We start from the raw sequence: 23,094 nt of genomic DNA, 5'->3' as shown, positions 1-23,094 counted from the left end.
GAACGCATGGATCTGCAGGAGACGGTCGACGAACTGGTCGCCTCCGGGCGGGAGGCCGGGCTCCAGGTGGCCGCGTACCGGGACGGGCGGCCGCTCGCGCAGGCCTGTGCCGGAGTGCCCGGACCGGACACGCTCGTCCACGCCTTCTCGGTGGGCAAGGGGTGCACGGCGACCCTCGTCCACGTCCTCGCCGAGCGCGGGCTGATCGATTACGACGCCCCCGTCGCCCGCTACTGGCCCGCCTTCGGGGCCCACGGCAAGACGGGCATCACCGTCCGGCACGCCCTCACGCACACCGCCGGAATCCCCCAGCTGCCCCGCGCCCTCACGGCCGCCGAACTGTGCGACTGGGAGCACATGTGCGGTGTCGTCGCAGGGCTGCGCCCGCTGTGGGAGCCGGGGACGGCCAGTGGCTACCACGGCTGGACCTACGGCTGGATCCTCGGGGAGACCGTCCGCCGGGCCACCGGACTCACCCCGGGGCAGGCCCTGCGCGAGTACGTCACCGAGCCCCTCGGAATCGCCGACGAGCTGTACTTCGGGCTGCCCGCAGGCCGGCTGGCCCGGGTGGCACCGCTGGTGGAAGGCGGCTGGGAGGCCTACCTGGCCGGGCTGCCCTCCCAGGCCCCGTTCGTCCGCCTCGTCGCCCCCAACCGGAGCCTGTGGACCACGGCCACCCTCGCCAACCGGCCCGGGTACCTCATGGCCGACCTGCCCGCCTGCGCCACCACCACCGCCCGCGCCGCCGCCCGGATGTACGCGGCGCTCCTGGGCGAGGTGGACGGCGTACGGCTGCTCCCGCCGGCCCGGGTCGCACAGGTCGCGGCGGCCGCGGTGGACGGCCCGGACCTGACGCTGCTGCGCCGCCACGCCAAGGGGCTCGGCTACTTCCTCGGCCTGCCCCCGACGGGCGGGGAGCCCACCGCCTTCGGCCACCACGGCAGCGGCGGCTCCATCGCCTTCGCCGACCCCCGGCGCGGCCTGTCCTTCGCCCTGACCCGGACCCGCCTCGTCCACCCCGCCGATACGACGGCCACCCGCCTCGCGGACGCGGTTCGCGCACCAGCCGGCCCCGCAGGGCGGGCCCGGGCCTGACCGTCCCCCTCGCTCCCCCAGGAGGCCGCCGTGGCGCTTCACGCTCGCCGGCACCGGCACCGGCACCGGCAACGGCAACGGCACCGCTTCCACCTGGACCAGGACGGGCACTCGATCACCGTGGTGTGGAGTGCCCGGCGCGGCCGTGCCGAGGTGCTGGTGGACGGCAAGGTGGTGGCGGCGGCGCGGACGCACCGCACGGCGACGACCTCGCTGCGCGGTGAGACCGCCGACGGCGAGGGCGCCGTGCACCCGTTCACGGTCCGGCTCGGCCGCCCGGACATCCCCGGCGACGAGCCCCTGTGCACCCTGGAAACCGGGCACAGCCTGTACCTCATGCCACTGGTCCCGCTCACCGGCGACGAGGCGTGGCCCCCGGAACCCCCGCCGCCGCCCCGCGACCCCCGCGTACTGCTGACCCGCTGGCACGCCCGCCACCGCCGGCACCGCACATGACCGGCACGGATCCTTGATCATTTACAGCCCAACTCCGATGATCATGGGGCAGGACGTACCAGAAAGTGAGCAGACACATGCAACCGACGTTCGTACTGGTTCACGGAGCCTTCTCGAACTCCTTCTCCTTCGCACCGCTCCAAGCCGAGCTCGGCCTCCTCGGACACCGGTCGGTCGCCGTCGACCTGCCCGGCCACGGCTTCGAGGCCACCTTCACACGCGCCTACCAGACGCCCCAGGACTCCGAAGGCCTCGGCACCACACCCGGCGTGATCAAGGGCGTCACCCTCGCGGACAACGCCGCGCACCTCATCGGGATCCTCGAACGGGCCAAGCGGAACGGCCCGGTCATCCTGGTGGCCCACAGCCGCGGCGGCATCACGGCCACCGCGGCGGCCAATGCGCGGCCGGACCTCATCGACCGCATCGTGTACGTCTCGTCCTGGTGCCCCGTCGACCTCGACGTCAACGACTACTACGCCGAGCCCGAGATGGCCTCGGTCGACGCCGCCTCCCTGGCCCTGGCACTGGCCGGGAACCCCGCCGAACTGGGTCTGCTGCGCGTCAACTTCCGCACCGCGGACCCGGACGCCCTCGCCGCCTTCAAGGCGGCCTTCCTCGCCGACGGCACCGACGAGGAGTTCCTGACCTTCCTGAACACCTTCCAGCCCGACGAGAACCTGGACGTCGGCACCTCCGCCGACCGGGCGCAGGCCGACACCTGGGGCCGCATACCGAAGACGTACGTCCGCCTGGCCGGCGACACGAGCCTGCCGCCCGCCATGCAGGACCGGCTGATCCGCGAGGGCAACGCACTGACACCGGACAACCCGTACGACGTCCGGACCCTCGAAGGCAGCCACCTGAAATGGCTGGTGGCCCCGGCGGCCGCGGCCCGGGTCCTGGGCGAACTCGCCGCACTGGCGCAATAGCCAGGAGCCGCAGCTACAGCTCGATCCGCCCCGTCAACCACCATTCGAGGTACTCGGCGAGGCCGGGCGCCACCCAGGTCCGGCTGTCGTCCTCGTGATTCCAGACGAAGACGTCGGGCCGGTCGATCCCGGCCAGGAGCGCGAACAGGTCCCCGTTCCCCGCGTCCGCGAAGAAGAGCAGCGGATCGAACGGCATGTACAGACGGGCGAGCCCGGCATCCTCGCGAAGGCTCCGGTTCTCGGAGGCGATGCGCTCGGCGGACCAGATGAGCCCGTCGCCGTATTCGCCCTGGATGCCGTCGCTCTCCCGGAGGAGGGCCGCGAGGTCCGCCGGCAGTGGACGGCCGAGGACCGTGGCGCAGCGAGCCAGGGACTGCTCCGACGCCGGGGGCTGAAAGAGCGCCGCCCCGGGCAGGGCCGTCACGGCTTCGGTCCACACGGTGGGATCGACCTCCTCGAGCCCGGCCACCGGCCGATCCGCGGACCCCGTCGCCGTCGACGGGGCCCCGCGGATCGGCCGGAGGCGCCACTGATCACCAGCCGAACAGTACGGCCCCGGCCGAGTCGGCCACTTACTCGCCCCGGAACAACGCGGGACAGCCCGCCACCTCGGCCAGACAGCCTGACAGCCTGGCCGGCGAGACCTCTGACCTGGCATGATCCTGCCGCGAAGCAACGACACACACCAGCGAGGAACAGCACGCCGTGAACGACTACCTGGCCGCCGTCATGGCGATGCTCGGCCCGGCCGGGAACCGCCATGCGGACCCCGCCGCCTGGGACCGGCTCCACGCCGAACTCGGTATCCGGCTGCCGTCCGACTACCAGGCGCTGGTGGACGCGTACGCTCCCGTCCAGCTCAACGGCCACCTGTACCTGCACCACCCCGCGACCGAACGCTGGAACCTGGGCCAGGACATACGGGACACGGTCCGCGCCTGGTCCGAGGTGTCCTGGGACGACCTCGACTTCGACCTCGACCCGGACGAGGACCCTCGCCTGCTGTCCGGACTCACGGAGCTGACCTTCGGCACCCGCAACGGAGCATGGCCGATCGCCAGGACCGACCGGGGCGAAACGATCTTCCGCGTCGCCGAGGAGGACACGGCCCCTTGGCTCCTGACCGAAGACGGCGAAGGCGGCTGGGCACGGTACGACATGAGCTTCGCCGAATGGCTGTACCGCTACCTCATCGGCGAAGACATGGCCGGCCCCGGCACCTCCGCCTTCTACCCCGGCCCGGTACAACTGCGCCGGCTTCCGATGACCGCCGGCGAACGGCCGGAGCCGTGGAGCGGGCCGGACCGCGGCATGTGACCCCGCCCGCCGCGACGGCCGCCACACGCGCCACCGGCTCCGGTCCCTGCCCCGCGGGCCGGTAGAACCTCACCCACGCCGACGTGCAAACCTGGGCCGGTGAATGAAGCCCTCTCCGCCGCACTGCAGCGCGCGTCCCGCCACCAGAACCGATTCGAAGCCCGCTTCGCCGCCTACTTCGATTCCCTGACCGACCCCGCGGGCGGCATGTTCGAGACCCCGCCGCACGGTGCCTTTCCCGCCCGAGCGCTCGACCTGGTGCGTGACATGTCACTGCGCGGCGGCAAACGGCTCCGTGTGGTCCTCCTGCACGAGGCCGCCGCGCTGGTGGCCGACGGGGACGTACCAGGGCTGGACGAAGCGGCCATCAGCATCGAGCTGCTGCAGACCCACGGCCTGATCCACGACGACATCATCGACGACGCACCCGTACGCCGCGGCGGCCCCTCCACCTACTACGCCTACCGCCAGGAGTTCCCCGGCCGGCCCGACACCGCCCTCGCTCTGGCACTCCTCGCCGGTGACCTCGCGGCGTTCCTCTCCACCCGCGTCCTGCTCACCAGCGGTATGCCCGCCGACCGCGCCCTGGCGATGGCCGCCGTCCACGCCGACACGGGAGCCGCCACGATGACCGGGCAGATGATCGATCTGGAGCGCGACTTCCACCCCGCTCCCGACATCGAGTTCCTGCACGCGGTCACCGAATTCAAGTCCACCCGCTACTCCGTCCTCGCCCCGCTGCGTCTGGGCCTGCTCGCCGCCGGCACCGACCACGCCCCGTACGACGCCGAACTGCGGCGCTACGCGACCGCCTTGGGGATCGCCAACCAGATCCACGACGACTGGCTCGATCTGTTCGGCGATCCGGCAGCCCTCGGCAAACCGGTCGGCTCCGACATCCGCTCCGGCCGCCGCAGTTACGCCCTCCGCGCCCTCACGGCCGTCTGCGACGAGGCCGAGCGCAAGCTGCTGGACGAGGCCTCGGGAGATCCGGGCTGCGACGACGAAGCCCTCGACCGAATACGCCGCATCGCGCGAGCGCACGGGGTGGACCGGCAGCTCCGGGCCGAGGCCGACGACCACGCCCGCCGGGCAGCGGCCGAGGCCGCGACGTGGCGGGAACGCTGGCGGCCGGAGGCCGTGGCCTTCTTCGAGCACATGCCGACCTGGAGCGTCACCCGCGACCGGTGACGCCCACGAGCGCCTGCACCCCACGCCCGACCAGCCGGACCACAACCCGACCGCTTGATCACTGGCCTGCTTGCGGACAGACTGCGGCCCATGAGCTCCACAGGCATGCCCGTCGGCCCGCAGCAGACCACCAGTGCGGAAGAACCGGACCTCCCCATGCCCCGGCGGACCCACCGGTGACCACCGACCTGCCCGGCTTCCGCTACCACCCGGACCCCGTCGCCACAGGGTCCGTCCGGAAGAGCGCCGAGACCTGCGCCTGCTGCAACCGCAATACGGGATGGATCTACACCGCCGCCTTCTACACGGCCCGGAACGTCAGCGGGACGTTCTGCCCCTGGTGCATCGCCGACGGCAGTGCCGCTGAACGATTCGAAGGCGAATTCAGCGACGCATACGGACTCGACGGCGTCAGCCGGGAGGTCATGGAGCAGGTCACCCGCCGCACCCCCGGCTTCCAGGCCTGGCAGGACCCGCACTGGCTGGTCCACTGCGACGACGCTGCCGCCTTCATCGGGGAGGTCGGATACACCGAACTGGCAGCCCACCCCGAAGCACTCGACCAGCTGCGACTAGAGCTCCGGATGGACGGCCGGCACGACGAGTCCCACCTCGAAATCTTCCTGACCCAGCTCGGCCAGGAGGCGAGCGCCATGCTCTTCCGCTGCACCGTCTGCGGCACCCACCTCGCCTACGCCGACGCTCCATGACCACGAACGCACACGCGTGGCGGCTGACGGTCGCCACCGAGGAGGGCCCCGGACGAGAGTCGGAGCCCAGCCCGCTCATCAAGGGGAGGTGGCCGTGAGGCACGTACTGAACTTGTGGCGTCAAGAGCTCGGAGAGGTGCCCGAGTCGGTCTGGCGACAGACCGAGCTCGATGTCCTGATCCTCGCCGACAACGGACTCACGTCCCTCCCGCCGGACATCGGGCAGCTCCACCGGCTGAGAACCCTGGACCTGGGCCACAACGCGCTGACGACCGTGCTCGAAGAGCTCGGCGAGCTGACCGGGCTCAGCGACTGCCTCTACCTCCACGACAACCAGATCTCCCGGCTCCCCGACTCTCTGGGAAACCTCACCCGGCTGCGCTACCTCAACGTCGGCGAGAACCCCCTCACCACCCTGCCGGAGGCCATCGGCCGTATGAGAGGCCTCGTCGAGTTCCGAGCCCAGCACAACCGGCTCACCACTCTGCCCGACTCCATCGGCCAACTCCACGACCTGCGTGAGCTGTGGCTCCGGGGAAACACGATCGAGCACTTGCCCACCTCAACAGCCAACCTGCACGAACTGCGACACCTGGACCTACGAGAGAACTCCCTGACCGAGGTACCGGAACCTCTCGCTGGCCTCCCGCGACTGCGCCAGATCGACCTGAGGAGCAATCACCTCGGCCGACTGCCCGACTGGCTCACCCTGATGCCATCACTGGAAAAGCTGGATCTGCGTTGGAACGAGGTCGATCCCGCTCTCCCGCTCATCAGCGAGCTGGAGCGACGGGGATGCGTCGTCCTGACCTGACCGCGTGGACGCGCGCGCAATTCCTCATCCCCCAGGGCGTGATCGTGTGAGGGCCGTTTCGATCCGGTCCAGCATCTGGCTGAGCAGGTGGAGAGCTCGGGCGGGTGCCGGTGCTCCGCGGGAGGTGCCTTGCCAGTAGGCGTCGGTGAGCGACTCGACGCTCGCGCGGGTCTGGTCTTCGTTCGCGGCGGCCAGTACCAGGACGAAACGCACGTAGTCGCCGATGTCGGTCCCCTGCGGGTGCTGCTCGACGAAGCACCGAAGCCGTGGGGTCAAGGCGGGCAGAGTGCGGGCAGTGGGGAACACCACGGCGAGGCCGGCCAGTGCCAGCCGGACTGCCGGACACTCGGCCGGCCACCGGGCGAGCAGGTCCGGTGTGCAAGCACGGACCGCTTCGCGGGCTCCGTCCTCGCTCTCCGGATCCGCGTGCCGCGGCGAGTCGGGCCAGCAGTCGGCCAGTCTGCGGTCCGCGACAGTGGCGGTCCTGAACAGCAGGACGATCGCTTCGAAACGCTGCTGCGGTGGCACCCGGTCATCGACGGCCAGGGCCGCCGGCAGGGGGACGCCGTCGGCGGTGCCCGGCCGGCAGGTGTCCTGGTGGAGGATCTCGTTGTAGAAGTCCCCGAGGAAGAACGAGTCATTCGTCCAGAGCGAGTCGACCGAGGACTGGAACAGCATCGCGGCCTGCGGCGGCCGCGGGCCTGTCAGACGGTCGGCGACGACGTCCCGGAAGACCCGCCGGATCGGCGGCTCGTCGGGCAGGCCGTTCCGGTCGGGAGTGTGCATGTCCATGGCCGGCGCAGCCTACTGCCGCGCGGGTCGGTCGGCCTCGGCCGCCCCGCCAGGGCGTCCTGCGAGGCCTGTCAGGCCTTTGCGGGAGCCGGTGCGCGAGGCGAATCCGCGGGGGAGCCGAGCCGGGAACCGAGCCGGAACCGCATCTCCCGGGCGGCCTCGCGGGTGCCCTGGGAACGGGCCGTGTCTTCAAGGGCGCCGAGCAGGACCATGATCGCGCGAGCCTCGTCCGCGGTCACCACCTTGATACGGGTGTCGGTCGTGGCGTCGAGGAGCACGTCCAGGAAGTCGTCATCCATACCGGGAAAACGCAGCGCCCGGCCGCCGGTCACCCCGCAAAAGTCGGCCGGCATCGCCTGCTCCGGCGTCAGGCCGGCGGGATCAGGCCGTTCTCGTGGGCGAAGACCACGGCCTGGATCCGGTCCCGGAGTTCCAGCTTGAGCAGGATCCGCCCCAGATGGGACTTCACGGTCGCCTCCGCGAGGTACAGGGCGGCCGCGATCTCGGCGTTGGACAGGCCGCGGCCGACCTCGACGAGCACCTCTCGCTCCCGGGCGCTGAGCCGCTCCAGCCGCTCGTCGCGGACGGCGGCGGCGGTGCCCCCGTCGGCCAGGTGCGGACGGAAGTCCTCCAGCAGGCGCCGGGTGATCCGCGGGGAGAGCACCGCGTCGCCCGCCGCGACGTTGCGGATCGCGGTGAGCAGCTCCTCGGGCCGGGTGTTCTTCAGCAGGAAGCCCGAGGCCCCGGCGCCGAGTGCCGCGAAGGCGTAGGCGTCCAGGTCGAAGGTGGTCAGGATCAGCACCCTGCTCTCCGGCGAGACCTCGACGACCTGCCGGGTCGCCTCGATCCCGTCCGTCCCCGGCATCCGGACGTCCATCAGGACCACGTCGGGCCGCAGCTCCCGGGCGAGGCGGACGGCCTGGGCGCCGTCCGCGGCCTCGCCGACCGGCGCCATGTCGGGCTGCGCCTCGAGGACCGTGCCGAAGGCCATCCGGAGCAGCGCCTCGTCGTCGGCGATCACGATGCGGATCGTCATGCGGCGCCCGCCCCGCCGCTGCCCAGCAGTAGCCGGGTCCGCACGCCCCAGCCGCCGCCCGGAAGCGGACCGGCCCGCAGTGTCCCCCCGTAGGCGGCCGCGCGCTCGCGCATGGCGGGGATGCCGTGGCCGGACGACGGTGCGGCGGCGGAAGGGGCCGCCGGCCGGGGGCCGCTGTCCGTGACCTCCACGCCGACGCTCCCGGCCGAGCACTCGACCAGGACCGTCGCGCGGGTGCCGGCGGGAGTGTGCTTGAGGGTGTTGGTCAACGCTTCCTGCACCAGGCGGTAGACGGTGAGTTGTGCGGTGGCCGGCACATGGGCGTGGCCGCCCCGGACCTCCAGGCCGGTCGGCAGCCCGGCGCCGGCCATCTGGGCGGCGAGCGCCGCCAGTTGGGCGATGCCGGGCAGCGGGTGCCGCTCGGCGTCCGGCTCGTCGGCCCGTAGGACGCCCAGCGAACGCCGCATGTCGGTGAGGGCCTGCCGGCCCGTCTCGGAGATCTGCAGCATCGCGGCGGTGGCCCGGTCCGGGGACCTGTGCTGCGCGTAGACGGCGGCGTCGGTCAGAGCCACCATGACGGACAGGTTGTGGGTGACGATGTCGTGCATCTCGCGGGTGATCCGGGCCCGCTCCTCCGCGACGGCCAGCAGCGCCTGCTGCTCCTGGTGCAGCGCCAGCCGTTCGGCCCGCTCCTGCACGGCGGCGAGGTAGGCCCGGCCGGTGCGTACGTTCACCCCGAGGACGGCGGCGGCGACCACCGTCGCGGAAAGCGCGACGAACGGGGTCAGGAACGCGCCGTTCGACGCCCAGCGCAGGCAGGCCAGCACGGCCCCGCCCTCCACGACGGCGGCGGCGAGCAGCGTGCCGCGCCGGCCCGTGTGCGCGGCCGCCGTGTACAGGGCCACCAGCAGGGCGACGTCCGCGGGCAGTTGGACGTCCACCAGCCACTGGACGAAGGCCGCGGCCACCACGGCGGCGAACACCGCGAGCGGGGCCCGGCGGCGCCACACCAGCGGCAGCGCCAGGGCGGCGGTGAGCGCAGCCGCCACCGGCAGCTCCCGGGCCGGGTAGGTGGTAACGACGTTCAGCAGGAGCAGCGCCGTCAGCACCGAATCCCACACCAGGGGCGGTACCCGGTCCCGGTGGCGCACCGTCACACCTCTCCGCCGATCGGCCGTCGCGGCGGCCCGCCCGGGGCCGCCGCCGCGTACACCCGCAGCCTAGGCCGCGGGTCCGCGCCGCACATGAGCCCGGCGTCGGAGCGCGGCAGGCAGGGGTACGACCGGAGGATGAGCTTCGCCCCCTACCGCGGTCGCAGTCCGGCCGCCGGTCCCGGGTGCCCGGTTGCCACCCCGGTCGCACCGCCGCCCGTTCCCGTTGCCACCCCGGTCGCAGTGGGCGGCGCCCCGGGGCCGATGCGGCGGCGCGGGCCCGGCGCCGAGCATGGCCGGGTGACCGAAACCATCCCGGGGCCGTCCGTGCCCCTGTCCCTTCCGGAAGTCCTCGTCCTGCTGGGCGCCGTCGCGCTGCTGGTGGCGCGCTGGCTCCCTCCGGCCGCCCGCCGGCCCGGCACCGTCGCGGCCGGGGTGGTCCTCGTACCGTCGGCGATCGTGCTGGGCGTCGTGGGGATCCGCTGGCAGATGCTGCCGGTCCTGGCGGGCGCCGCCGTCGCCTCGGCGTTCGCCCTCCCGCCGCTGCTGCGGCGCCGTACCGGCCGGCCGGCGCGGCGCGCCCGCTGGTGGCTGGCCCTGCCGGGATCGCTGGCCTGCGCGGGCCTGATCGCCACCGGCCCGGCGGCCGCCTGGGCCTTCCCCGTGCCCGTCTTCCCCGAGCCGACGGGCGACTTCGCCGTCGGCACCCGGGTGGTGGAGTGGACCGACCCGCTCCGCCCCGAGGGCTTCACCGCCGATCCTGACGACCGGCGCACCGTCGTGGTCCAGCTCTGGTACCCGGCGCAACAGAGCCCGGCGGACGCCCCCCGGGCCCAGTACCTGGGACGGACGCAGGACGAGGCGCGGACCGTCTCCGAGGGCCTCGCCGGCGGGGCCGGCCTGCCCGGCTTCCTCGTCGACGGCGCCCCGAGGGCCCGCAGCCGCGCGGTCGTCGACGCCCCGGTGGCGGGCGGGGGAGAGCGGTTCCCGGTCGTCCTCTTCTCCCCGGGGTCGAATGGGGTGCGGTCCCAGAACACCGCCTGGGCGGAGGAGCTGGCCAGCCACGGCTACCTGATCGCCGCCCTCGACCACCCGTACGACTCCGGCGTCGTGGTCCTCGCCGGCGGTCGCACGATCCGCGCCACCACCACCTCCTCCGGGGACCGCGACAGGGACGAGGAACTGGCAGCCGGCTGGACCGCCGTCCGGGCCGCCGACCTCGGCTTCGTCCTCACCCGCCTGGAGCGACTGGACCGCGGTGAGACCGCCGACCCGCTGACCGGACGCCTGGACACCGGCCGTGCCGCGGTGGCGGGCCACTCGCTGGGCGGAGCCGCCGCCCTGCAGGCGGCCCGGCAGGACCGCCGGTTCGACGCCGTCGTCGACCTGGACGGCTACCCCCACGGCCCCACGGAGCCGGCCCTGGCGCAGCCGGCGCTCGCGCTCACCCAGGAGATCACCGCCGGCACCGACCCGCGCTACCTGCCCCGGCTCACCGAGGCCCTTGAGCACAGCACCGCGAGGAGCTACCGGCTCACCGTCCCCGGCGCCGGGCACCTCACCTTCACGGACGGGCCGCTCTACCTGCCGCCGGTGCCCTCGATCGTCGGCACCCTGGGCCGCACCGGGAGCCCGCGCGTCGTCGCCGCGGCCACCCTCGCCTTCCTGGACGCCACCCTGCGAGGCCGCCCCGGCGACCCGGCCGACACCCTCCGGGCCTACGGCTCGGTCTCGTCATCGGGGGCTCGGGGAACCGCGGCGCCGACCCCCTGACCGGCGCCGCACGCCCGTGTCCGGCCCGGGCGCTCAGGGCCGGCGTCCGGCCCAGGCCACCAGACGGTCGATGGCCCGGGCTCCGGGGTCCACGGCCACCACCTCGGCGAAGGGGACCCGCCCCCCGCGGTGTTCGGCCGGCAGCGCGCGACGGACGACGCCGATCACCCGCTCGATGAGGGCCGGGTCCCAGTCCGGGTCCTGCCCCGTCGCCCTCGCCAGGTCCCAGGTGTGCACCGTGAGTTCGTGGGTGTAGACGGCTGCGGCGGCCGCGCCCGGCAGGACCCCCATCGGCAGGCGCAGCTGCCGGCCGAGGACGCCCGGATCCGCCCAGACCTCCGCGACCTCGCGGGCCCCCGGCTCCCAGGCCGCCGCCCACCCGCCGTCGGCGACCTCGTCGGCGAAGGACGGGACGCTGAACGGGTCCTCGCCGCGCCCGATCACCGAGATCCGGCGGACGACGGCGACGAGGTGGCTCGACAGCCGCCGTACGTCGAACTCCTCGCAAGGGGTCGGGGCGTCGTACTGCTCGGGCCGGACGGCGGCCAGCGTACGGCCCGCCAGCTCGACGGCAGCGGCGAGGTCGGCCCGCGGATCGAAGGCGGAGGAGGAGCCGGCGGCGGTACCGGTGGCGGTACCGGTGGCGGCGGAGTCGGACGGGGTCTTGATGAGCTGCTCGGTCTCGTTGATGTTCATGCGCTCATCCTGGAAGCGAAAGTGGCCACCTTCTGGCCGGTTTTCCGAGGAGAATGGAAGGCGCCGACGAGGACGCCCGCGCAGGAGGAACGAGTACGTGAGAGCCGACCGGCTGGTGGCGACCCTGCTCTTCCTCCAGGAGCGCGGCCGCGTCACCGTCCCCGAAGTGGCCGCCGAACTGGAGGTGTCCGAGCGCACCGCGCGCCGGGACCTGGAGGCCCTGGCCGCGTCCGGCATCCCCGTCTACTCGCAGCGCGGCCGCGGCGGAGGCTGGTCCCTCGTCGGCGGGGCGCGTACGAACCTCACCGGGCTGACCGCCGAGGAGATCCGGGCGCTGTTCCTCGTCACCGGCCCCCTGTCCGCCACCCCCGAGCTGCGCACCACCCTGCGCAAGCTGGTCCGGGCCCTGCCGCCGCCCCTGCGGGAGCAGGCCCGGGCCGCGACCCGCGCGGGGGTCGTCGATGCCGCGGACTGGCACCGCAACGCCGTCACCGCCGACGCCGCCCACCGCTCCGCGCTCCAGGCCGCCGTCGTGGACGGGATCCGGGTCCGCCTGGGGTACGCCGGTGTCGGCAAGCCGGCCGGCGAGCGTACGGTCGACCCCCTCGGGCTCGTGGCCAAGGCGGGGGTGGACTACCTCGTCGCCGGTACGGACAAGGGCCTGCGCACCTTCCGGCTCAGCCGGGTCACCTCCGTCGAGCCGACCGGCGAACCGGTCGTACGGCCGCCCGACTTCGACCTCGCCACGGCGTGGCGGGCGTTGTCCGGGGCCTTCCAGGAGGGCATGCACGCGGTGACCGCCCGGGCCCGCGTCCGCCCCGACGCACTGGCCCTGCTGCAGGGGTTCCTCGGCGGCCGCGTGCGCGTCGGCGGTCCACTGCCGGACGGCTGGACCGAGGTGTGGGTCGACGGCCCGGCCGCGAAGGCCCTGGCAGGGCATCTGGCCGGGCTGGGCGCGCGGGTCGAGGTGCTGGAGCCGCCGGAGGTACGGCAGCGGCTGTCCCGCATCGGCGCCGAACTCACGGGGATGTACGCGGCGGACTGACCGCGCGTCCGGCCCGCCGGCGGGCCGGCCGGGATCGCCGCGGCGGCGACGGCGGGCCGGTGTGCGGGCGGGGCGCCCCGGCGAGGCGCGCTGTCTTCGAGGCTGGGCCCCGGGGTGCTCCCCGTACGAGCGATCAAGGAACCGGCGAGTTCACGGTCCGCGACGGCCGCGAGGCGACGGCGTAACCGCAAGGCCGGCCCCCGCCCCGGCCGTTCCGCCACGGGAGCCGGGGCCCGTCGTAGCCTGTCCGGGCGGATACCGTTCGGGCATGGCGGTGACGGAGAAGCGGCGGGTGCTCTACAGGCAGGGCAGCGGGTTCTGGCGGATGACGGCGAAGTGGGCCCTGGCCTTCGGCGTCCCGTACCTGCTGGACGGCGGACTGCTCCGGTCGTGGGGCGACGCCCTGGTCTGGCCGATGATCGGCATCCTGCTGTGGGTGCCGTTCGGGATCGGGGTCGTCTGGTATCCGAGGAAGGACCAGCTGGTCACCCTGACGGCGGGCGAACTACGGGTGCGGCGCAAGCGACTGCCGATGGAGCAGGTGAACCTGCTGCACGTGGCGCGGCTGTGGCTGGAGGGGCGGTCGACCGCGGACGGCCGGCCGGTGGCGGAATGGGCCCGGCGCGACCGGGTGGTGTGGGTGCCGCTGCTCGACGGGCGGGCGTTCGGCGTGGAGTTCCGTGACCCGGCCGCCTTCGCCGAAGCCTTCGGTGCCTTCGCCGTCGTGGCGTGCGGTGGACCGGACGTAGTCCGCGCGAGGGCCGCGGTGGCCACGTACCCGGATCCGCTCCCGATGCCACCCCGCCGCAGTGCCGACGACACCGGCTCTCGGCTGGACTTCCTCGACGTCTTCGGCTGAGAGCCGGAAACGCCTCGACGGCGTCGGAGGACCCCGCGAACCGCCACACAGCGGAGCAAACCTACACTGTTCCCTGTAACCGGCTTTCAAGGACAAATCCAGTGGGTGCTGCGCAGTGAGTTCAACAGGGGTGTGGGTGGTCGGCGTGCTTCCCGACGAAGAGGCCCGCGCCATCCCCGGGCGCTTCCTCCATCTCGTCCGGCCGGGAGACTGGGACAAGCCGGAGGCCTACACGGAGTCGCTCGCCTGGTGGTCGGGCGGCGGCGCGGAGCCCCTCTTCGAGTACGCCGACGGGCCTTCCGGCCCGCCCGGCGCCACGCCCGCCGCACGCAGGTTCGCGGACTTCATGGACCTCGCCACCACCGCGTCCGATGCCGTGACGGCGATGCAGGACGCGAGCAGCAGCGCGATGCGGGAGGAAGCGGGTCTCTTCGTCGCGACCGCCCGGAAGGCCGCCCCGGTCGCGGCCCTCTACCACGGCCTCGGCGTACGAGGAGCCGAGCTGCTCCCCGGATGGTTCGGCGACTTCCTCCTGGACGCCGACGAGGTCGCGGCCGCCCTCCCGCGGGCCGAGCAGGCCCTCGACCTCTCCGGCGCCCGGCGGAGTGAGGTCCTCGCCCGGATCACCGACTGGATGACCGTGATGGGGGACGCCCCCGACTTCGACGCGGCCGAACTCGTCGAGGGCCCCCTGCGGGTCCTCCGCCGCGCCGCGGCGGCCAACTCCGGCGCCGGCGCCTTCAGCCGCCGGCACTGACCGGCGCCGCCCGGGCCCGCCGTTGAACATGCCGCACCGCTGGACTCGCATCCGGCAGACCCGATGGTGGACTCGATCTTGAGCCTGCCCTGACCGCGAAGGCGGTGGCGTCGACGGGGTCGATGATCCGGCGGGTGCCTTTCGTCCCTGCGGGTCCCCCCGGTTCGGTCAGCGTCGGTGGAGGGTCTGCAGTGCCTCGATGAGGACCTTCGGCTCGTACTGGCCCTTGTAGACGGGCGGGGGCTGCCTGTCGAGCCCCAGCAACCGGGCCACGGCGGTCCAGGCGGTGCGTACGGAGTACTCGACGGTGAAGACCACGTCGTCGGGAACCTCGGCGTACTGGCCGATGAAGGCCAGGTTGGTGGAGCCGGCGGGCACGACCTCGGGGCGGTCGCCGGCCTTGCGGACCAGGAACTGGCTGGTGATGTAGGGCATCTTCGCGGGGATCACGAGGGAGCCGTCCAGGATCCGCTGCCGTTCGGTGAACGGCAGATGCTGCAGGACCTCGTCGAGGATCTCCCGGCCGGTGCACTCGGCCATGGGCTTGCTCACGAAGTCGCCCTGCCGGTCGGGGAACAGTGCGTACCCCCACCACACGAACGTGTCCTCGGGCTGGTCCCGGAAATGCGGCTGGTGGTTGAGCACGATGGTCAGCAGCCAGCTGGAGTCCTTGAAGGTGATCAGGCCGCCCTTGCCCGCCTCGCTTCCGCTGAACTCCTCCATCAGCTTGAAGAAGAGCGGGTCTTTGGTGGTGACGGTGAACGACTCCCAGGTGGAGTCCTTGACATGGGAGTCGAACACCTTGGGGTCGCCCAGCCGTCCGGGGCGCTTGGCGGCGAGCGTCTCCCACAGTTGCCAGGCACCGCTGGAGGAGGTGGTGTCCAGGGCGGGGACGGCATCGGTGGAACCCAGGGTGGAGTTCGCGGTCATGGAGCCGTTGGTCACCATCACCAGGTCGTCCGGGCCGACGGCCGTCCGGCCGGACTTCCCGCCGCCCTCCCAGACGACGGCCTCGACGGTCAGGGTGTCGCCACCGCCGAAGAGCAGGTCGGTCACGCGGGTCCCGAGCTGGAGGGTGACGCCCTGACCGGTCAGCCATGCCAGGAGGGGCCGCACGATCGAGTCGAACTGGTTGAACCGGGTGCGGTAGATCCCCGACATGGTGTCGAAGGTCTTGAACAGGTGGACGAACCGGTTGAGGTAGCGGCGGAACTCGATCGCACTGTGCCAGGGCTCGAACGCGAACGTGGTGCACCACATCGCCCAGAAATTGGTGGTGAAGAACTCCTCGTGGAACAGGTCCGAGATCCGCTTGCCGTCCAGCAGCCTCTCAGGCGTGGCCACGCACTTCACGAGTTCGAGGCGGTCCCGTTCGGAGAACGTCATCGCATGCGCGTCGATGATGCTCCCGTCGGCGCCGACGAGGCGGGCGTGATCGTCCCAGGCGAAGTCCTCGTGGAATGCGAACGTGTCTTCCGTCACCGACCTGTCCGGGTCGTCCAGCGACGGAACGGAAGACAGCAGGTCGTAGGTGCAGTCGAAGTGGATCTCGAACATGCGGCCGCCGCGCATGGTGTACCCGGTCTCGGGGGATCCCGCCGCGTCCAGGCTCCCGCCCTCGCGGTCCTGTTCCTCCAGGATCACGATGTCGTTCCCCGAGAACCCGCCTTCGCGGATCAGGAACGCCGCCGCGGCGAGCGACGCGATCCCGCTGCCGACCAGATAGGCCTTGGCCACTGCCGTCCCTCCATCCGACGCACGCCGCCGCGCCGGGTCCGCGGGAATGCGGCCGCCTCGGGGCGGACGAGCCCTCCATGGGTTCCCCGGCCCGCCCGCCGCGACACAGAGGCACCTTCCAGGTCCCCGATTCGGCCCAGCGCCCGCCCTACCCCGACGCGAGCAGGGTCGGGGACCGAGCCCCCCCCCGCGAGCAGGAAACCGAGGACAGCGCGTTGAGCGTGGCGGCCACGTCGCTGCCCGACGTGACCGAGATGTGGTGGCTCGCGTCCGTCAGGTCGGGATGCGCGGGCGTGAGGGGCGAGGCGTCGAGGAAGGCCTGCCTGCGGTCGTTGCGGGGGTCGAGGACCTCGCCGACGATCCGGACCGTGACCGGCCCGGCCAGGCCGTTCAGGGTGACCGTGGCGCCGATGCGGGTGCCGGTGGTGGTCAGGAAGGAAGTGGGGGACCACGGTCTCGCCGGGCTCGTCGATCCAGCGGCCCGAGACCATCGCGTACCCGCCCCAGGAGGCGTCGCCCGTGAAGGCGATCACGTCGATGGTGCCGGTCAGGCCGGACACGGTCGCCCGCACCTTCGCGGCGGTGGAGAACGACGTGGCGAGATACGAGGCTTCGGACGCCCGCCAACTGGCGGGCGTCTTGCGTCCCCGCACCGGGAAGGATGTCCCGCTGCCCACCCTCCCGGTGTCGAGGTCACAGGTGCGAGGGGTCGTCGCCGCCCCGGCGGAGGAGTCTGGCAGACTCCGCGGGCATGGGAATGTTCAAGCGGTCCAACAAGGCGGATGGTGCTGGTCAGGCTGAGGAGGGGGCCGACCTGAGCGTGCTCCTGCTCCAGGGCGAAGACATGATCGAGCAGGTGGGTCGGGCCCACATGTCCTGGGGCCTGGGCTCGGCGGACCGCTGGGATCTGGACCAGACGACCGGCGTCATCACCTGGACCTTCCCCGACAAGACCGCCACCGCGCCGGCGCAGATCCTCGGCAGCTTCGCCCCGAGGGCGGGTTCGTGGCTGTGGGCCTGGGCCAACCAGAGCCTCCTTCCCGGCATGAGCCGCGACTCCCGCCGCTTCTGCGACTGGGCGGAGGCCAACGGGCATCCCGGGCTGGCCCAGCCCACGATCGACGCAGACGAGCAGATGGCTTCGACGCTCGCCGCCCTGGCTTTCCGGATCACCGGGGCGACCGGGTACTACAAGGGCCCCGGCGGCAACTCCTCCTACGTGATCATCACCTTCGGGCCGGTCACCCTGACGAGCGCGGACGGCAGCGTCTCCACCTTCGACATCAACGTCGGCTAGCGCCGGGTCGGCGCCCTGGCCCCTGCGCTCGCACACCGTCAGCCTGCGGCGGGGTCAGGCCGCGAACAGCTTGTCCTGCTCGGCCCGCAGCGCGTCGACGAGCCTGCCCGGCGGCAGGACCACGTCCCCGTAGCCGAGCACGGTGTCCTTGGCGACGGCGTGGCGCAGCACGCACCCCTCGGAGATGCCCATCGGCAGCAGCTCTTCGGCGCGCGTCACCGCGTGCGATTCGGCCACCCCGAAGGTGTCGTAGCCGCCTATCCCGTCCAGCACCGTGCCGGCGGGCAGGTCGCGCTTGGCGGTGGCCACCACGTCGACCCGGGGGCCGGCGGGCGGGGTCAGCGCGGCGTCGCCGAAGTCCACGGCGCGCACCACGGTGTGCGGCACCTCGAAGTGGCACAGGTGGTAGGGCGTGTAGAAGCTGTACAGGGGGCCGCGCCCGAGCTTGTACAGCTCCAGGTACGTGTGCTGCGCCGGGTCGTCGTGGGTCCCCAGCACGTACACGCCGGGTGCCGGCTTGGCGCCGACCACGAAGTCGACGATGCCGCCGAGCTCCCGCAGTTCGTCCACGTCGTACATCTCGGTCAGCTGGTCCACGTGTCCGGTGTGGTCGCGCCCGTACATGCCGCGCCTGGGCACGGTGAAGCCGAAGGCGTTGGCCACGATGGCCTGTTCGAAGGAGACCTTCGTCCCGTCCGTGAAGCTGGTGATCATGTGGACGTTCTGCCCCCACCGGTCGGCGAACGGCTGCTGGGTCGTGGGGGTGCGGTACTGGTCCTGGAACCCCTTGACGTTGCCGGCCACCAGGGGAGTGACGCCCAGACTGCGCACGAAGCGCAGCAGATTGGCCTGCACTGCGGGCTGGTCGCCGTCGGCCCCGGTGAGCACCACGCCGGCCGCGCGGGCGCGGTGGGCCAGCAACGGGCCGACCGTGCAGTCGAGTTCGGCGTTCATCGTCACCACCGGAAGGCCGCGCTCGATGGCGGCGACGGTGATCCTGGCGCCGAACTCCACCGCACCGGTGACGTCCACCAGGCAGTCGATGCCCTCCGCCCCGATCAGGGCGAACGCGTCCTCCGTGACGACCGGCCGCCCGGCGGCCACGGCCGCCGAGACCGCGTCCGAGCGCCCGGCCCGGACGGGTGCCAGTCCCGCCTCCCGGTACGCGCGTTCCGCGTTGTCCGGGTTCCGGTTGGAGATGGCGGCCACCCGCATGCCGGGCACCGAGGTGGTGATGTGCCGCACCAGCCCCCGCCCCATGTAACCGGCGCCCACCATGCCGACCCGGATCGGCCGGCCCTCTTCCGCGCGACGGCGCAGCGCGGCGTCGACGATGATCATCGGCGGCCCGCCGGGGCTCCGGCCGACCGGGAGCGGCGCGGAGCCCGCACCGTCGTGAGCCGGAACGGGAGCCGGAACGGGAGCCGGAACGGACGGCGGGAGCGGGCGGACGGTCCGCGGCCGTCCTCCGGCCGCTTCCGGCCCGGGAGTGCCGCACCCCTCGGCGAGGTGGCGTGAACCAGCATGGCAAATCTCCGATGCCTGTCGGTGCGTCATGGAATTGCGAGGCTAGGTCGGTGGCACGAGGCCGGGCAACTGCCGCCCCGCCGACCGCGTACGCACAGCACGCCGAAATCCTTCCGGATCCTTCCGGATGCTTTCGGGCGTGCGGCGGCCTTTCCCGAACGGTGGCATTTCCCTGCGGATGGCGGAAGAGTTCCACACCGCACGGAGCCCGCCCCCGGTGTGCCGGTGTGCCGCGACTCCCGGATTTCGACTGCGGACGGTCGGCAGTCGAACAGGGAAACCGGTGTTCCGAACCGGGAGTTGACGAACCGGCCGGAACGCTCGATATGTTCACGCAATGCGCCCGCTTCCCGTCGCAGACCCGGGTCATCCCGATATCCGCTCCGCCTCCAGGTACCTGCTGTGGCTCGCGGGCCGCATGGCCCGCCCCCTGAGCGCCGCGGCGTTCCTCGGCCTCCTCTGGCTCGGTTCGCAGGCGCTCGTGCCGGTCGTCATCCGCGAGGCCGTCGACGAGGGACTGGTCCCCGGCGACATGAACACCGTCTGGGCGTGGTCCGCCGTGCTCCTCGGCCTCGGCGTGGTGCAGGCGGTGTCCGGCATGCTCCGCCGCCGGCTGAGCATGCACAACGCCCTGTCCGCCGGCTTCCGCACGGTCCAGCTGGTGGTCGGCCACGCGGACCGGCTCGGCGCCGGCCTCGAACGGCGCGTCGACGACGGGGAACTGGTGAGCGTCGGCACCTCGGACATGACCACCATCGGCAACGCCTTCGACGTCGTCGGCCGGGCCTTCGGCGCCGTCGTCTCGACGATCCTGGTGGCCGCGGTACTCCTCGACCAGTCGCCCTCGCTCGGCCTCCTCCTGATCGTCGTCCTGCCCGCGATCATCCTCACCATGGGCTACACCCTGCGCCCCCTGCACCGCAGGCAGAGCGCCTACCGCGACCTCCAGGGCGAGCTGACCTCCCGGCTCACCGACGTCGTGACGGGACTGCGGGTCCTGCGCGGCGTCGGCGGCGAGACCTCCTTCGCCCGTTCCTACCGCGAGCGCTCGCAGCGCGTGCGCGCCGCCGGCTCCGAGGTGGCCGGGGCGGAGGCCCTGATACGCGCCGCCCAGGTGCTGCTGCCCGGCCTGCTGGTCGGCACCGTCACCTGGATCGGCGCCCGCGCCGCCCTGAACGGCACGGTCACGCCCGGCGAACTCGTCGCGTTCTACGCGTACGCCGCCTTCCTCGTCGAACCGCTCGCCATCTTCACCGACACCGCCGACCGGTTCGCCCGGGCCCATGTCGCCGCCCGCCGCGTGATCGCCGTACTGGCCCTGCCCACCACCTCCCCGGACGCCGCAGGAGCCGGCGCCCCGGTGCCCGCCGGCGCGCACGACCTGGTCGACGAGCACACGGGACTGGCCGTCCCCGCCGGCTCCTTCCTGGTGGTGGTGGCACCGCCGGCCGAAGGCGCGCACCTGGCCGACCGCCTGGGCGGTTACACCGGCGGGTCCGTCCGCTACGGCGGACTGCCGCTGCGCGAACTGCGCACCGAGCAGGTCCGCCGGCGGATTCTCGTGGTCGACAACCGCCCCAGGCTCTTCCGCGGCAGCCTGCGCGACAACCTCGACCCGCACGGCGCCGCCGGGGACGAGGAGGTCCTCGCCGCCCTGCGGGTGGCGGCCGCCGAGGACATCGTCGAGTCGCTGCCCGACGGACTGGACACCGCCGTCACCGCCGACGGCAGCCCCTTCTCGGGAGGCCAGCGCCAACGGCTCGTCCTCGCCCGCGCCGTGCTCGCCGACCCCGACGTCCTCGTCGTGGTCGACCCCACGTCGGCCGTCGACGCCCACACCGAGGACCGGGTGGGCCGGCGGCTGCGCGCCGCCCGGGCGGACCGCACCACCGTCCTCGTCAGCTCCAGCTCCCTGCTGCTCGAACGGGCCGAACGGGTGGCCTTCGTCCACGACGGTTCGGTCGTCGCCACCGGCAGCCACCGCGAACTGCTGGCCGCCGACCCCCGGTACCGCCTGGCCATCCAGCGCGAGACCGGCGAGGACCCCGCCGGGGCCGCGTCCCCGACCGCCCCCACCGCCCCCGTCGCCCGAAGGAGCGCGGAATGAACACGGTCGCGCTGCCGGTCGCCGACACCGCGGAGGTGCGCGCGCACGCCCGCGTCCTGGCCCGCGGCCACCGCCGCGACCTCACCTGGCTGCTGGCACTGCACGGACTGGCCGCGGTGTGCGGGCTGGTCGCGCCCTGGCTGATCGGCCGGCTCGTCGACGAGGTGGCCGACGGCACCACGATCGCCGCCGTCGACCTGCTCGCCCTCGGCCTGCTGGCCTCCCTGACCGGCCAGACCGTACTCACCTACGCCGCGGTCCAGCGCTCCTGCCGGTTCGGCGAGAAGATCACCGCGGAGGTACGGGAGGACTTCGTCGACCGGGTGGTGACGCTGCCGCTTTCCACCGTGGAGGACGCCGAGCCCGGCGACCTGATCACCCGTGCCTCACGCGACACCGACGCCCTCACCAACACCGTCCGCTACGCCGCGCCCGAGACCCTGATCGCCACGCTCACCTGCCTGTTCACCTTCGGCGCCCTGCTGCTCGTCGGCCCGCTCACCGCGCTGCCCAGCCTGCTCGTCGTCCCCTTGCTGTGGGCCGGCACCCGCTGGTACCTGCGCCGCTCCGGCGTCGCCTACCGCCGGCGCGCCGCCGGTTACGTGGCCCTCGGCGACACCCTCGCCGAGACCGTCCCCGGCGCCCGCACCGCCGAGGCGTTCGGCCTCCGGGACCGGCGCCGCCGGGCGCTCGACCGCGACCTGGCCGAGGCGTACCGGGCCGAGCACCGCACGATGTGGCTGCGCAGCTCCTGGTACCTGACGGTGGAGCTCAGCTACGCCGTCCCGCTGGTGGCCACGCTCGCCATCGGCGGGGCGCTCCACGCCGGCGGACTGGCCTCGCTGGGACAGGTGGTCGCCGCCACCCTCTACGTACGGCAGCTGATCTTCCCGCTGGACGACGTCCTGAGCTGGATGGACGAGCTCCAGATCGGCTCGGCCTCGCTCGCCCGGGTGCTCGGTGTCAGCAAGCTGCCGGCGGACCGCGAGCCGACCGGCGCCCGGCCCGGCGGCCGGGACCTCAGCGTCCGGAACGTCAGCTTCTCCTACGTGCCCGGACGCACCGTCCTGCACGGCGTCGACCTGGACCTGGCGCCGGGCGAACGGCTCGCCGTCGTCGGCCCGTCGGGCTCCGGCAAGTCCACCCTCGGCAAACTGCTCGCGGGCATCTACCACCCCGGTTCCGGCACCGTCCGGGTCGGGGACGTCCCCCTGGTCGAGCTGAGCACCGCGGAACTGCGCCGCCGCATCGCCCTGGTCACCCAGGAGCACCACATCTTCCGGGGCACCCTGCGCGAGAACCTCACCCTCGCCCGGCCGGGCGTCGACGACGCCGAGGCGCGCCGCGCCCTGGACGTGGTCGGAGCCGGCGACTGGGCGGCCGCGCTCCCCGACGGCCTGGACACCCAGGTCGGCTCCACCGGGCACCCGCTCACCGCCGCACAGGCCCAACAGGTCGCCCTGGCCCGGCTGGTGCTCGCCGACCCGCACACCCTGGTGCTCGACGAGGCCACCGCGCTGCTCGACCCGGCCACGGCACGGCACGCCGAGAGGGCCCTGGCCGCCGTGCTGGGCGACCGGACCGTCATCGCCATCGCGCACCGGCTGCACACCACCGAGGACGCCGACCGGATCGCGGTCGTCGAGAAGGGCCGCATCACCGAACTGGGCAGCCACCACGCGCTGCTGGCCGCCGACGGCGCCTATGCCGCCCTGTGGCGCGCCTGGCACGGCGAATGAAATCAAATCCGTTCGCACGGCTATTGAAATCATTGCGGCACATACGGCTCCGGTCCTAGCCTG

General features: G+C 73.0%; 22 protein-coding genes. 14 read left to right on the top strand and 8 right to left on the bottom strand.

What is annotated here, in order from left to right; translation table 11 throughout:
• Positions 1-6: 6 nt before the first annotated feature.
• The 3 genes from AC07A6_RS32160 (at position 7) to AC07A6_RS32150 (ending at position 2,483) form a co-directional block, all read left to right on the top strand.
• A complete protein-coding gene (locus AC07A6_RS32160) occupies positions 7-1,095 on the top strand; it encodes a serine hydrolase domain-containing protein (RefSeq protein WP_362471256.1) in 1,089 nt (362 codons plus the stop codon).
• Positions 1,096-1,125: 30 nt separating this feature from the next.
• A complete protein-coding gene (locus AC07A6_RS32155) occupies positions 1,126-1,551 on the top strand; it encodes a hypothetical protein (protein WP_362471259.1) in 426 nt (141 codons plus the stop codon).
• 77 nt (positions 1,552-1,628) lie between these two features.
• On the top strand, positions 1,629-2,483 hold the full coding sequence (locus AC07A6_RS32150) for an alpha/beta hydrolase (RefSeq protein ID WP_478779480.1): 855 nt from the start codon (positions 1,629-1,631) through the stop codon (positions 2,481-2,483).
• Positions 2,484-2,496: 13 nt separating this feature from the next.
• Here the strand turns inward: AC07A6_RS32150 and AC07A6_RS32145 are convergent, their stop codons facing one another.
• Complete coding sequence (locus tag AC07A6_RS32145) at positions 2,497-2,952, bottom strand: SMI1/KNR4 family protein (protein WP_478779479.1); 456 nt, start codon at positions 2,950-2,952, stop codon at positions 2,497-2,499.
• 236 nt (positions 2,953-3,188) lie between these two features.
• On the opposite strand from AC07A6_RS32145, the gene AC07A6_RS32140 reads away from it, so the two are divergent.
• From AC07A6_RS32140 to AC07A6_RS32125, 4 genes are all read left to right on the top strand, one after another.
• Positions 3,189-3,800: an SMI1/KNR4 family protein gene (locus AC07A6_RS32140; protein ID WP_478779478.1), complete on the top strand. Its 612-nt coding sequence runs from the start codon at positions 3,189-3,191 to the stop codon at positions 3,798-3,800.
• A gap of 99 nt (positions 3,801-3,899) precedes the next feature.
• The gene (locus AC07A6_RS32135; RefSeq protein ID WP_478779477.1) at positions 3,900-4,991 is read left to right on the top strand and encodes a polyprenyl synthetase family protein; all 1,092 of its coding nucleotides are present in this window, start codon (positions 3,900-3,902) and stop codon (positions 4,989-4,991) included.
• Between the two features lie 176 nt (positions 4,992-5,167).
• Positions 5,168-5,701 carry a CbrC family protein gene (locus AC07A6_RS32130; protein ID WP_478779476.1) on the top strand — a complete coding sequence of 178 codons (534 nt, stop codon included), beginning with the start codon at positions 5,168-5,170 and terminating at the stop codon, positions 5,699-5,701.
• 94 nt (positions 5,702-5,795) lie between these two features.
• Entirely contained in the window at positions 5,796-6,515 is a 720-nt protein-coding gene (locus tag AC07A6_RS32125; protein ID WP_478779475.1) for a leucine-rich repeat domain-containing protein, read from the top strand.
• A gap of 24 nt (positions 6,516-6,539) precedes the next feature.
• On the opposite strand, the gene AC07A6_RS32120 is transcribed toward AC07A6_RS32125, so the two are convergent.
• The 4 genes from AC07A6_RS32120 to AC07A6_RS32105 all read right to left on the bottom strand — a co-directional run bounded on the left by AC07A6_RS32120 (position 6,540) and on the right by AC07A6_RS32105 (position 9,494).
• Positions 6,540-7,307 (bottom strand): hypothetical protein, encoded by a 768-nt coding sequence (locus tag AC07A6_RS32120; RefSeq protein ID WP_478779474.1) that lies wholly within the window; start codon positions 7,305-7,307, stop codon positions 6,540-6,542.
• A 71-nt stretch (positions 7,308-7,378) separates the two neighbouring features.
• On the bottom strand, positions 7,379-7,606 hold the full coding sequence (locus AC07A6_RS32115; RefSeq protein ID WP_362466775.1) for a hypothetical protein: 228 nt from the start codon (positions 7,604-7,606) through the stop codon (positions 7,379-7,381).
• 68 nt (positions 7,607-7,674) lie between these two features.
• Positions 7,675-8,343: a response regulator gene (locus tag AC07A6_RS32110; protein WP_478779473.1), complete on the bottom strand. Its 669-nt coding sequence runs from the start codon at positions 8,341-8,343 to the stop codon at positions 7,675-7,677.
• Complete coding sequence (locus tag AC07A6_RS32105; RefSeq protein WP_478779472.1) at positions 8,340-9,494, bottom strand: sensor histidine kinase; 1,155 nt, start codon at positions 9,492-9,494, stop codon at positions 8,340-8,342. Before AC07A6_RS32105 ends, AC07A6_RS32110 begins: the two co-directional genes overlap by 4 nt.
• Before the next feature lie 264 nt (positions 9,495-9,758).
• On the opposite strand from AC07A6_RS32105, the gene AC07A6_RS32100 reads away from it, so the two are divergent.
• The gene (locus AC07A6_RS32100) at positions 9,759-11,267 is read left to right on the top strand and encodes an alpha/beta hydrolase family protein (protein WP_478779493.1); all 1,509 of its coding nucleotides are present in this window, start codon (positions 9,759-9,761) and stop codon (positions 11,265-11,267) included.
• A 33-nt stretch (positions 11,268-11,300) separates the two neighbouring features.
• Here AC07A6_RS32100 and AC07A6_RS32095 read toward each other — a convergent pair whose 3' ends face one another.
• Positions 11,301-11,963: a TIGR03086 family metal-binding protein gene (locus tag AC07A6_RS32095; protein ID WP_478779471.1), complete on the bottom strand. Its 663-nt coding sequence runs from the start codon at positions 11,961-11,963 to the stop codon at positions 11,301-11,303.
• Positions 11,964-12,060: 97 nt separating this feature from the next.
• Here AC07A6_RS32095 and AC07A6_RS32090 point away from each other — a divergent pair, with 97 nt between their 5' ends.
• The 3 genes from AC07A6_RS32090 (at position 12,061) to AC07A6_RS32080 (ending at position 14,624) form a co-directional block, all read left to right on the top strand.
• On the top strand, positions 12,061-13,008 hold the full coding sequence (locus tag AC07A6_RS32090) for a helix-turn-helix transcriptional regulator (RefSeq protein ID WP_478779470.1): 948 nt from the start codon (positions 12,061-12,063) through the stop codon (positions 13,006-13,008).
• A gap of 268 nt (positions 13,009-13,276) precedes the next feature.
• On the top strand, positions 13,277-13,867 hold the full coding sequence (locus AC07A6_RS32085) for a hypothetical protein (RefSeq protein WP_478779469.1): 591 nt from the start codon (positions 13,277-13,279) through the stop codon (positions 13,865-13,867).
• Between the two features lie 145 nt (positions 13,868-14,012).
• Positions 14,013-14,624 (top strand): hypothetical protein, encoded by a 612-nt coding sequence (locus AC07A6_RS32080; protein WP_386273650.1) that lies wholly within the window; start codon positions 14,013-14,015, stop codon positions 14,622-14,624.
• Positions 14,625-14,792: 168 nt separating this feature from the next.
• Here AC07A6_RS32080 and AC07A6_RS32075 read toward each other — a convergent pair whose 3' ends face one another.
• The gene (locus tag AC07A6_RS32075; RefSeq protein WP_478779468.1) at positions 14,793-16,361 is read right to left on the bottom strand and encodes an oleate hydratase; all 1,569 of its coding nucleotides are present in this window, start codon (positions 16,359-16,361) and stop codon (positions 14,793-14,795) included.
• A gap of 751 nt (positions 16,362-17,112) precedes the next feature.
• Here AC07A6_RS32075 and AC07A6_RS32070 point away from each other — a divergent pair.
• The gene (locus tag AC07A6_RS32070; protein WP_478779467.1) at positions 17,113-17,658 is read left to right on the top strand and encodes a DUF6882 domain-containing protein; all 546 of its coding nucleotides are present in this window, start codon (positions 17,113-17,115) and stop codon (positions 17,656-17,658) included.
• Positions 17,659-17,712: 54 nt separating this feature from the next.
• On the opposite strand, the gene AC07A6_RS32065 is transcribed toward AC07A6_RS32070, so the two are convergent.
• Positions 17,713-18,999 (bottom strand): NAD(P)H-dependent oxidoreductase, encoded by a 1,287-nt coding sequence (locus tag AC07A6_RS32065; protein WP_478779466.1) that lies wholly within the window; start codon positions 18,997-18,999, stop codon positions 17,713-17,715.
• A 523-nt stretch (positions 19,000-19,522) separates the two neighbouring features.
• On the opposite strand from AC07A6_RS32065, the gene AC07A6_RS32060 reads away from it, so the two are divergent.
• Complete coding sequence (locus AC07A6_RS32060) at positions 19,523-21,292, top strand: ABC transporter ATP-binding protein (protein WP_478779465.1); 1,770 nt, start codon at positions 19,523-19,525, stop codon at positions 21,290-21,292.
• Positions 21,289-23,031: an ABC transporter ATP-binding protein gene (locus tag AC07A6_RS32055; RefSeq protein ID WP_478779464.1), complete on the top strand. Its 1,743-nt coding sequence runs from the start codon at positions 21,289-21,291 to the stop codon at positions 23,029-23,031. The genes AC07A6_RS32060 and AC07A6_RS32055 overlap by 4 nt, the downstream gene beginning before the upstream one ends.
• The last annotated feature ends 63 nt before the right edge of the window (positions 23,032-23,094 follow it).

This window comes from Streptomyces sp. NPDC044002 (assembly GCF_056434525.1).
The sequence above is the reverse complement of the archived record's forward strand: the minus strand, read 5'-3'. Positions and strand labels throughout refer to the sequence as shown.

Coding starts and splice junctions, on each gene's coding strand:
- AC07A6_RS32160 (WP_362471256.1), top strand. CDS start 7: ATGGATCTGCAGGAGACGGTCGACGAACTGGTCGCCTCCGGGCGGGAG.
- AC07A6_RS32150 (WP_478779480.1), top strand. CDS start 1,629: ATGCAACCGACGTTCGTACTGGTTCACGGAGCCTTCTCGAACTCCTTC.
- AC07A6_RS32120 (WP_478779474.1), bottom strand. CDS start 7,307: ATGGACATGCACACTCCCGACCGGAACGGCCTGCCCGACGAGCCGCCG.
- AC07A6_RS32115 (WP_362466775.1), bottom strand. CDS start 7,606: ATGGATGACGACTTCCTGGACGTGCTCCTCGACGCCACGACCGACACC.
- AC07A6_RS32110 (WP_478779473.1), bottom strand. CDS start 8,343: ATGACGATCCGCATCGTGATCGCCGACGACGAGGCGCTGCTCCGGATG.
- AC07A6_RS32100 (WP_478779493.1), top strand. CDS start 9,759: ATGCGGCGGCGCGGGCCCGGCGCCGAGCATGGCCGGGTGACCGAAACC.
- AC07A6_RS32095 (WP_478779471.1), bottom strand. CDS start 11,963: ATGAACATCAACGAGACCGAGCAGCTCATCAAGACCCCGTCCGACTCC.
- AC07A6_RS32085 (WP_478779469.1), top strand. CDS start 13,277: ATGGCGGTGACGGAGAAGCGGCGGGTGCTCTACAGGCAGGGCAGCGGG.
- AC07A6_RS32070 (WP_478779467.1), top strand. CDS start 17,113: ATGGGAATGTTCAAGCGGTCCAACAAGGCGGATGGTGCTGGTCAGGCT.
- AC07A6_RS32065 (WP_478779466.1), bottom strand. CDS start 18,999: ATGATCATCGTCGACGCCGCGCTGCGCCGTCGCGCGGAAGAGGGCCGG.
- AC07A6_RS32060 (WP_478779465.1), top strand. CDS start 19,523: ATGCGCCCGCTTCCCGTCGCAGACCCGGGTCATCCCGATATCCGCTCC.
- AC07A6_RS32055 (WP_478779464.1), top strand. CDS start 21,289: ATGAACACGGTCGCGCTGCCGGTCGCCGACACCGCGGAGGTGCGCGCG.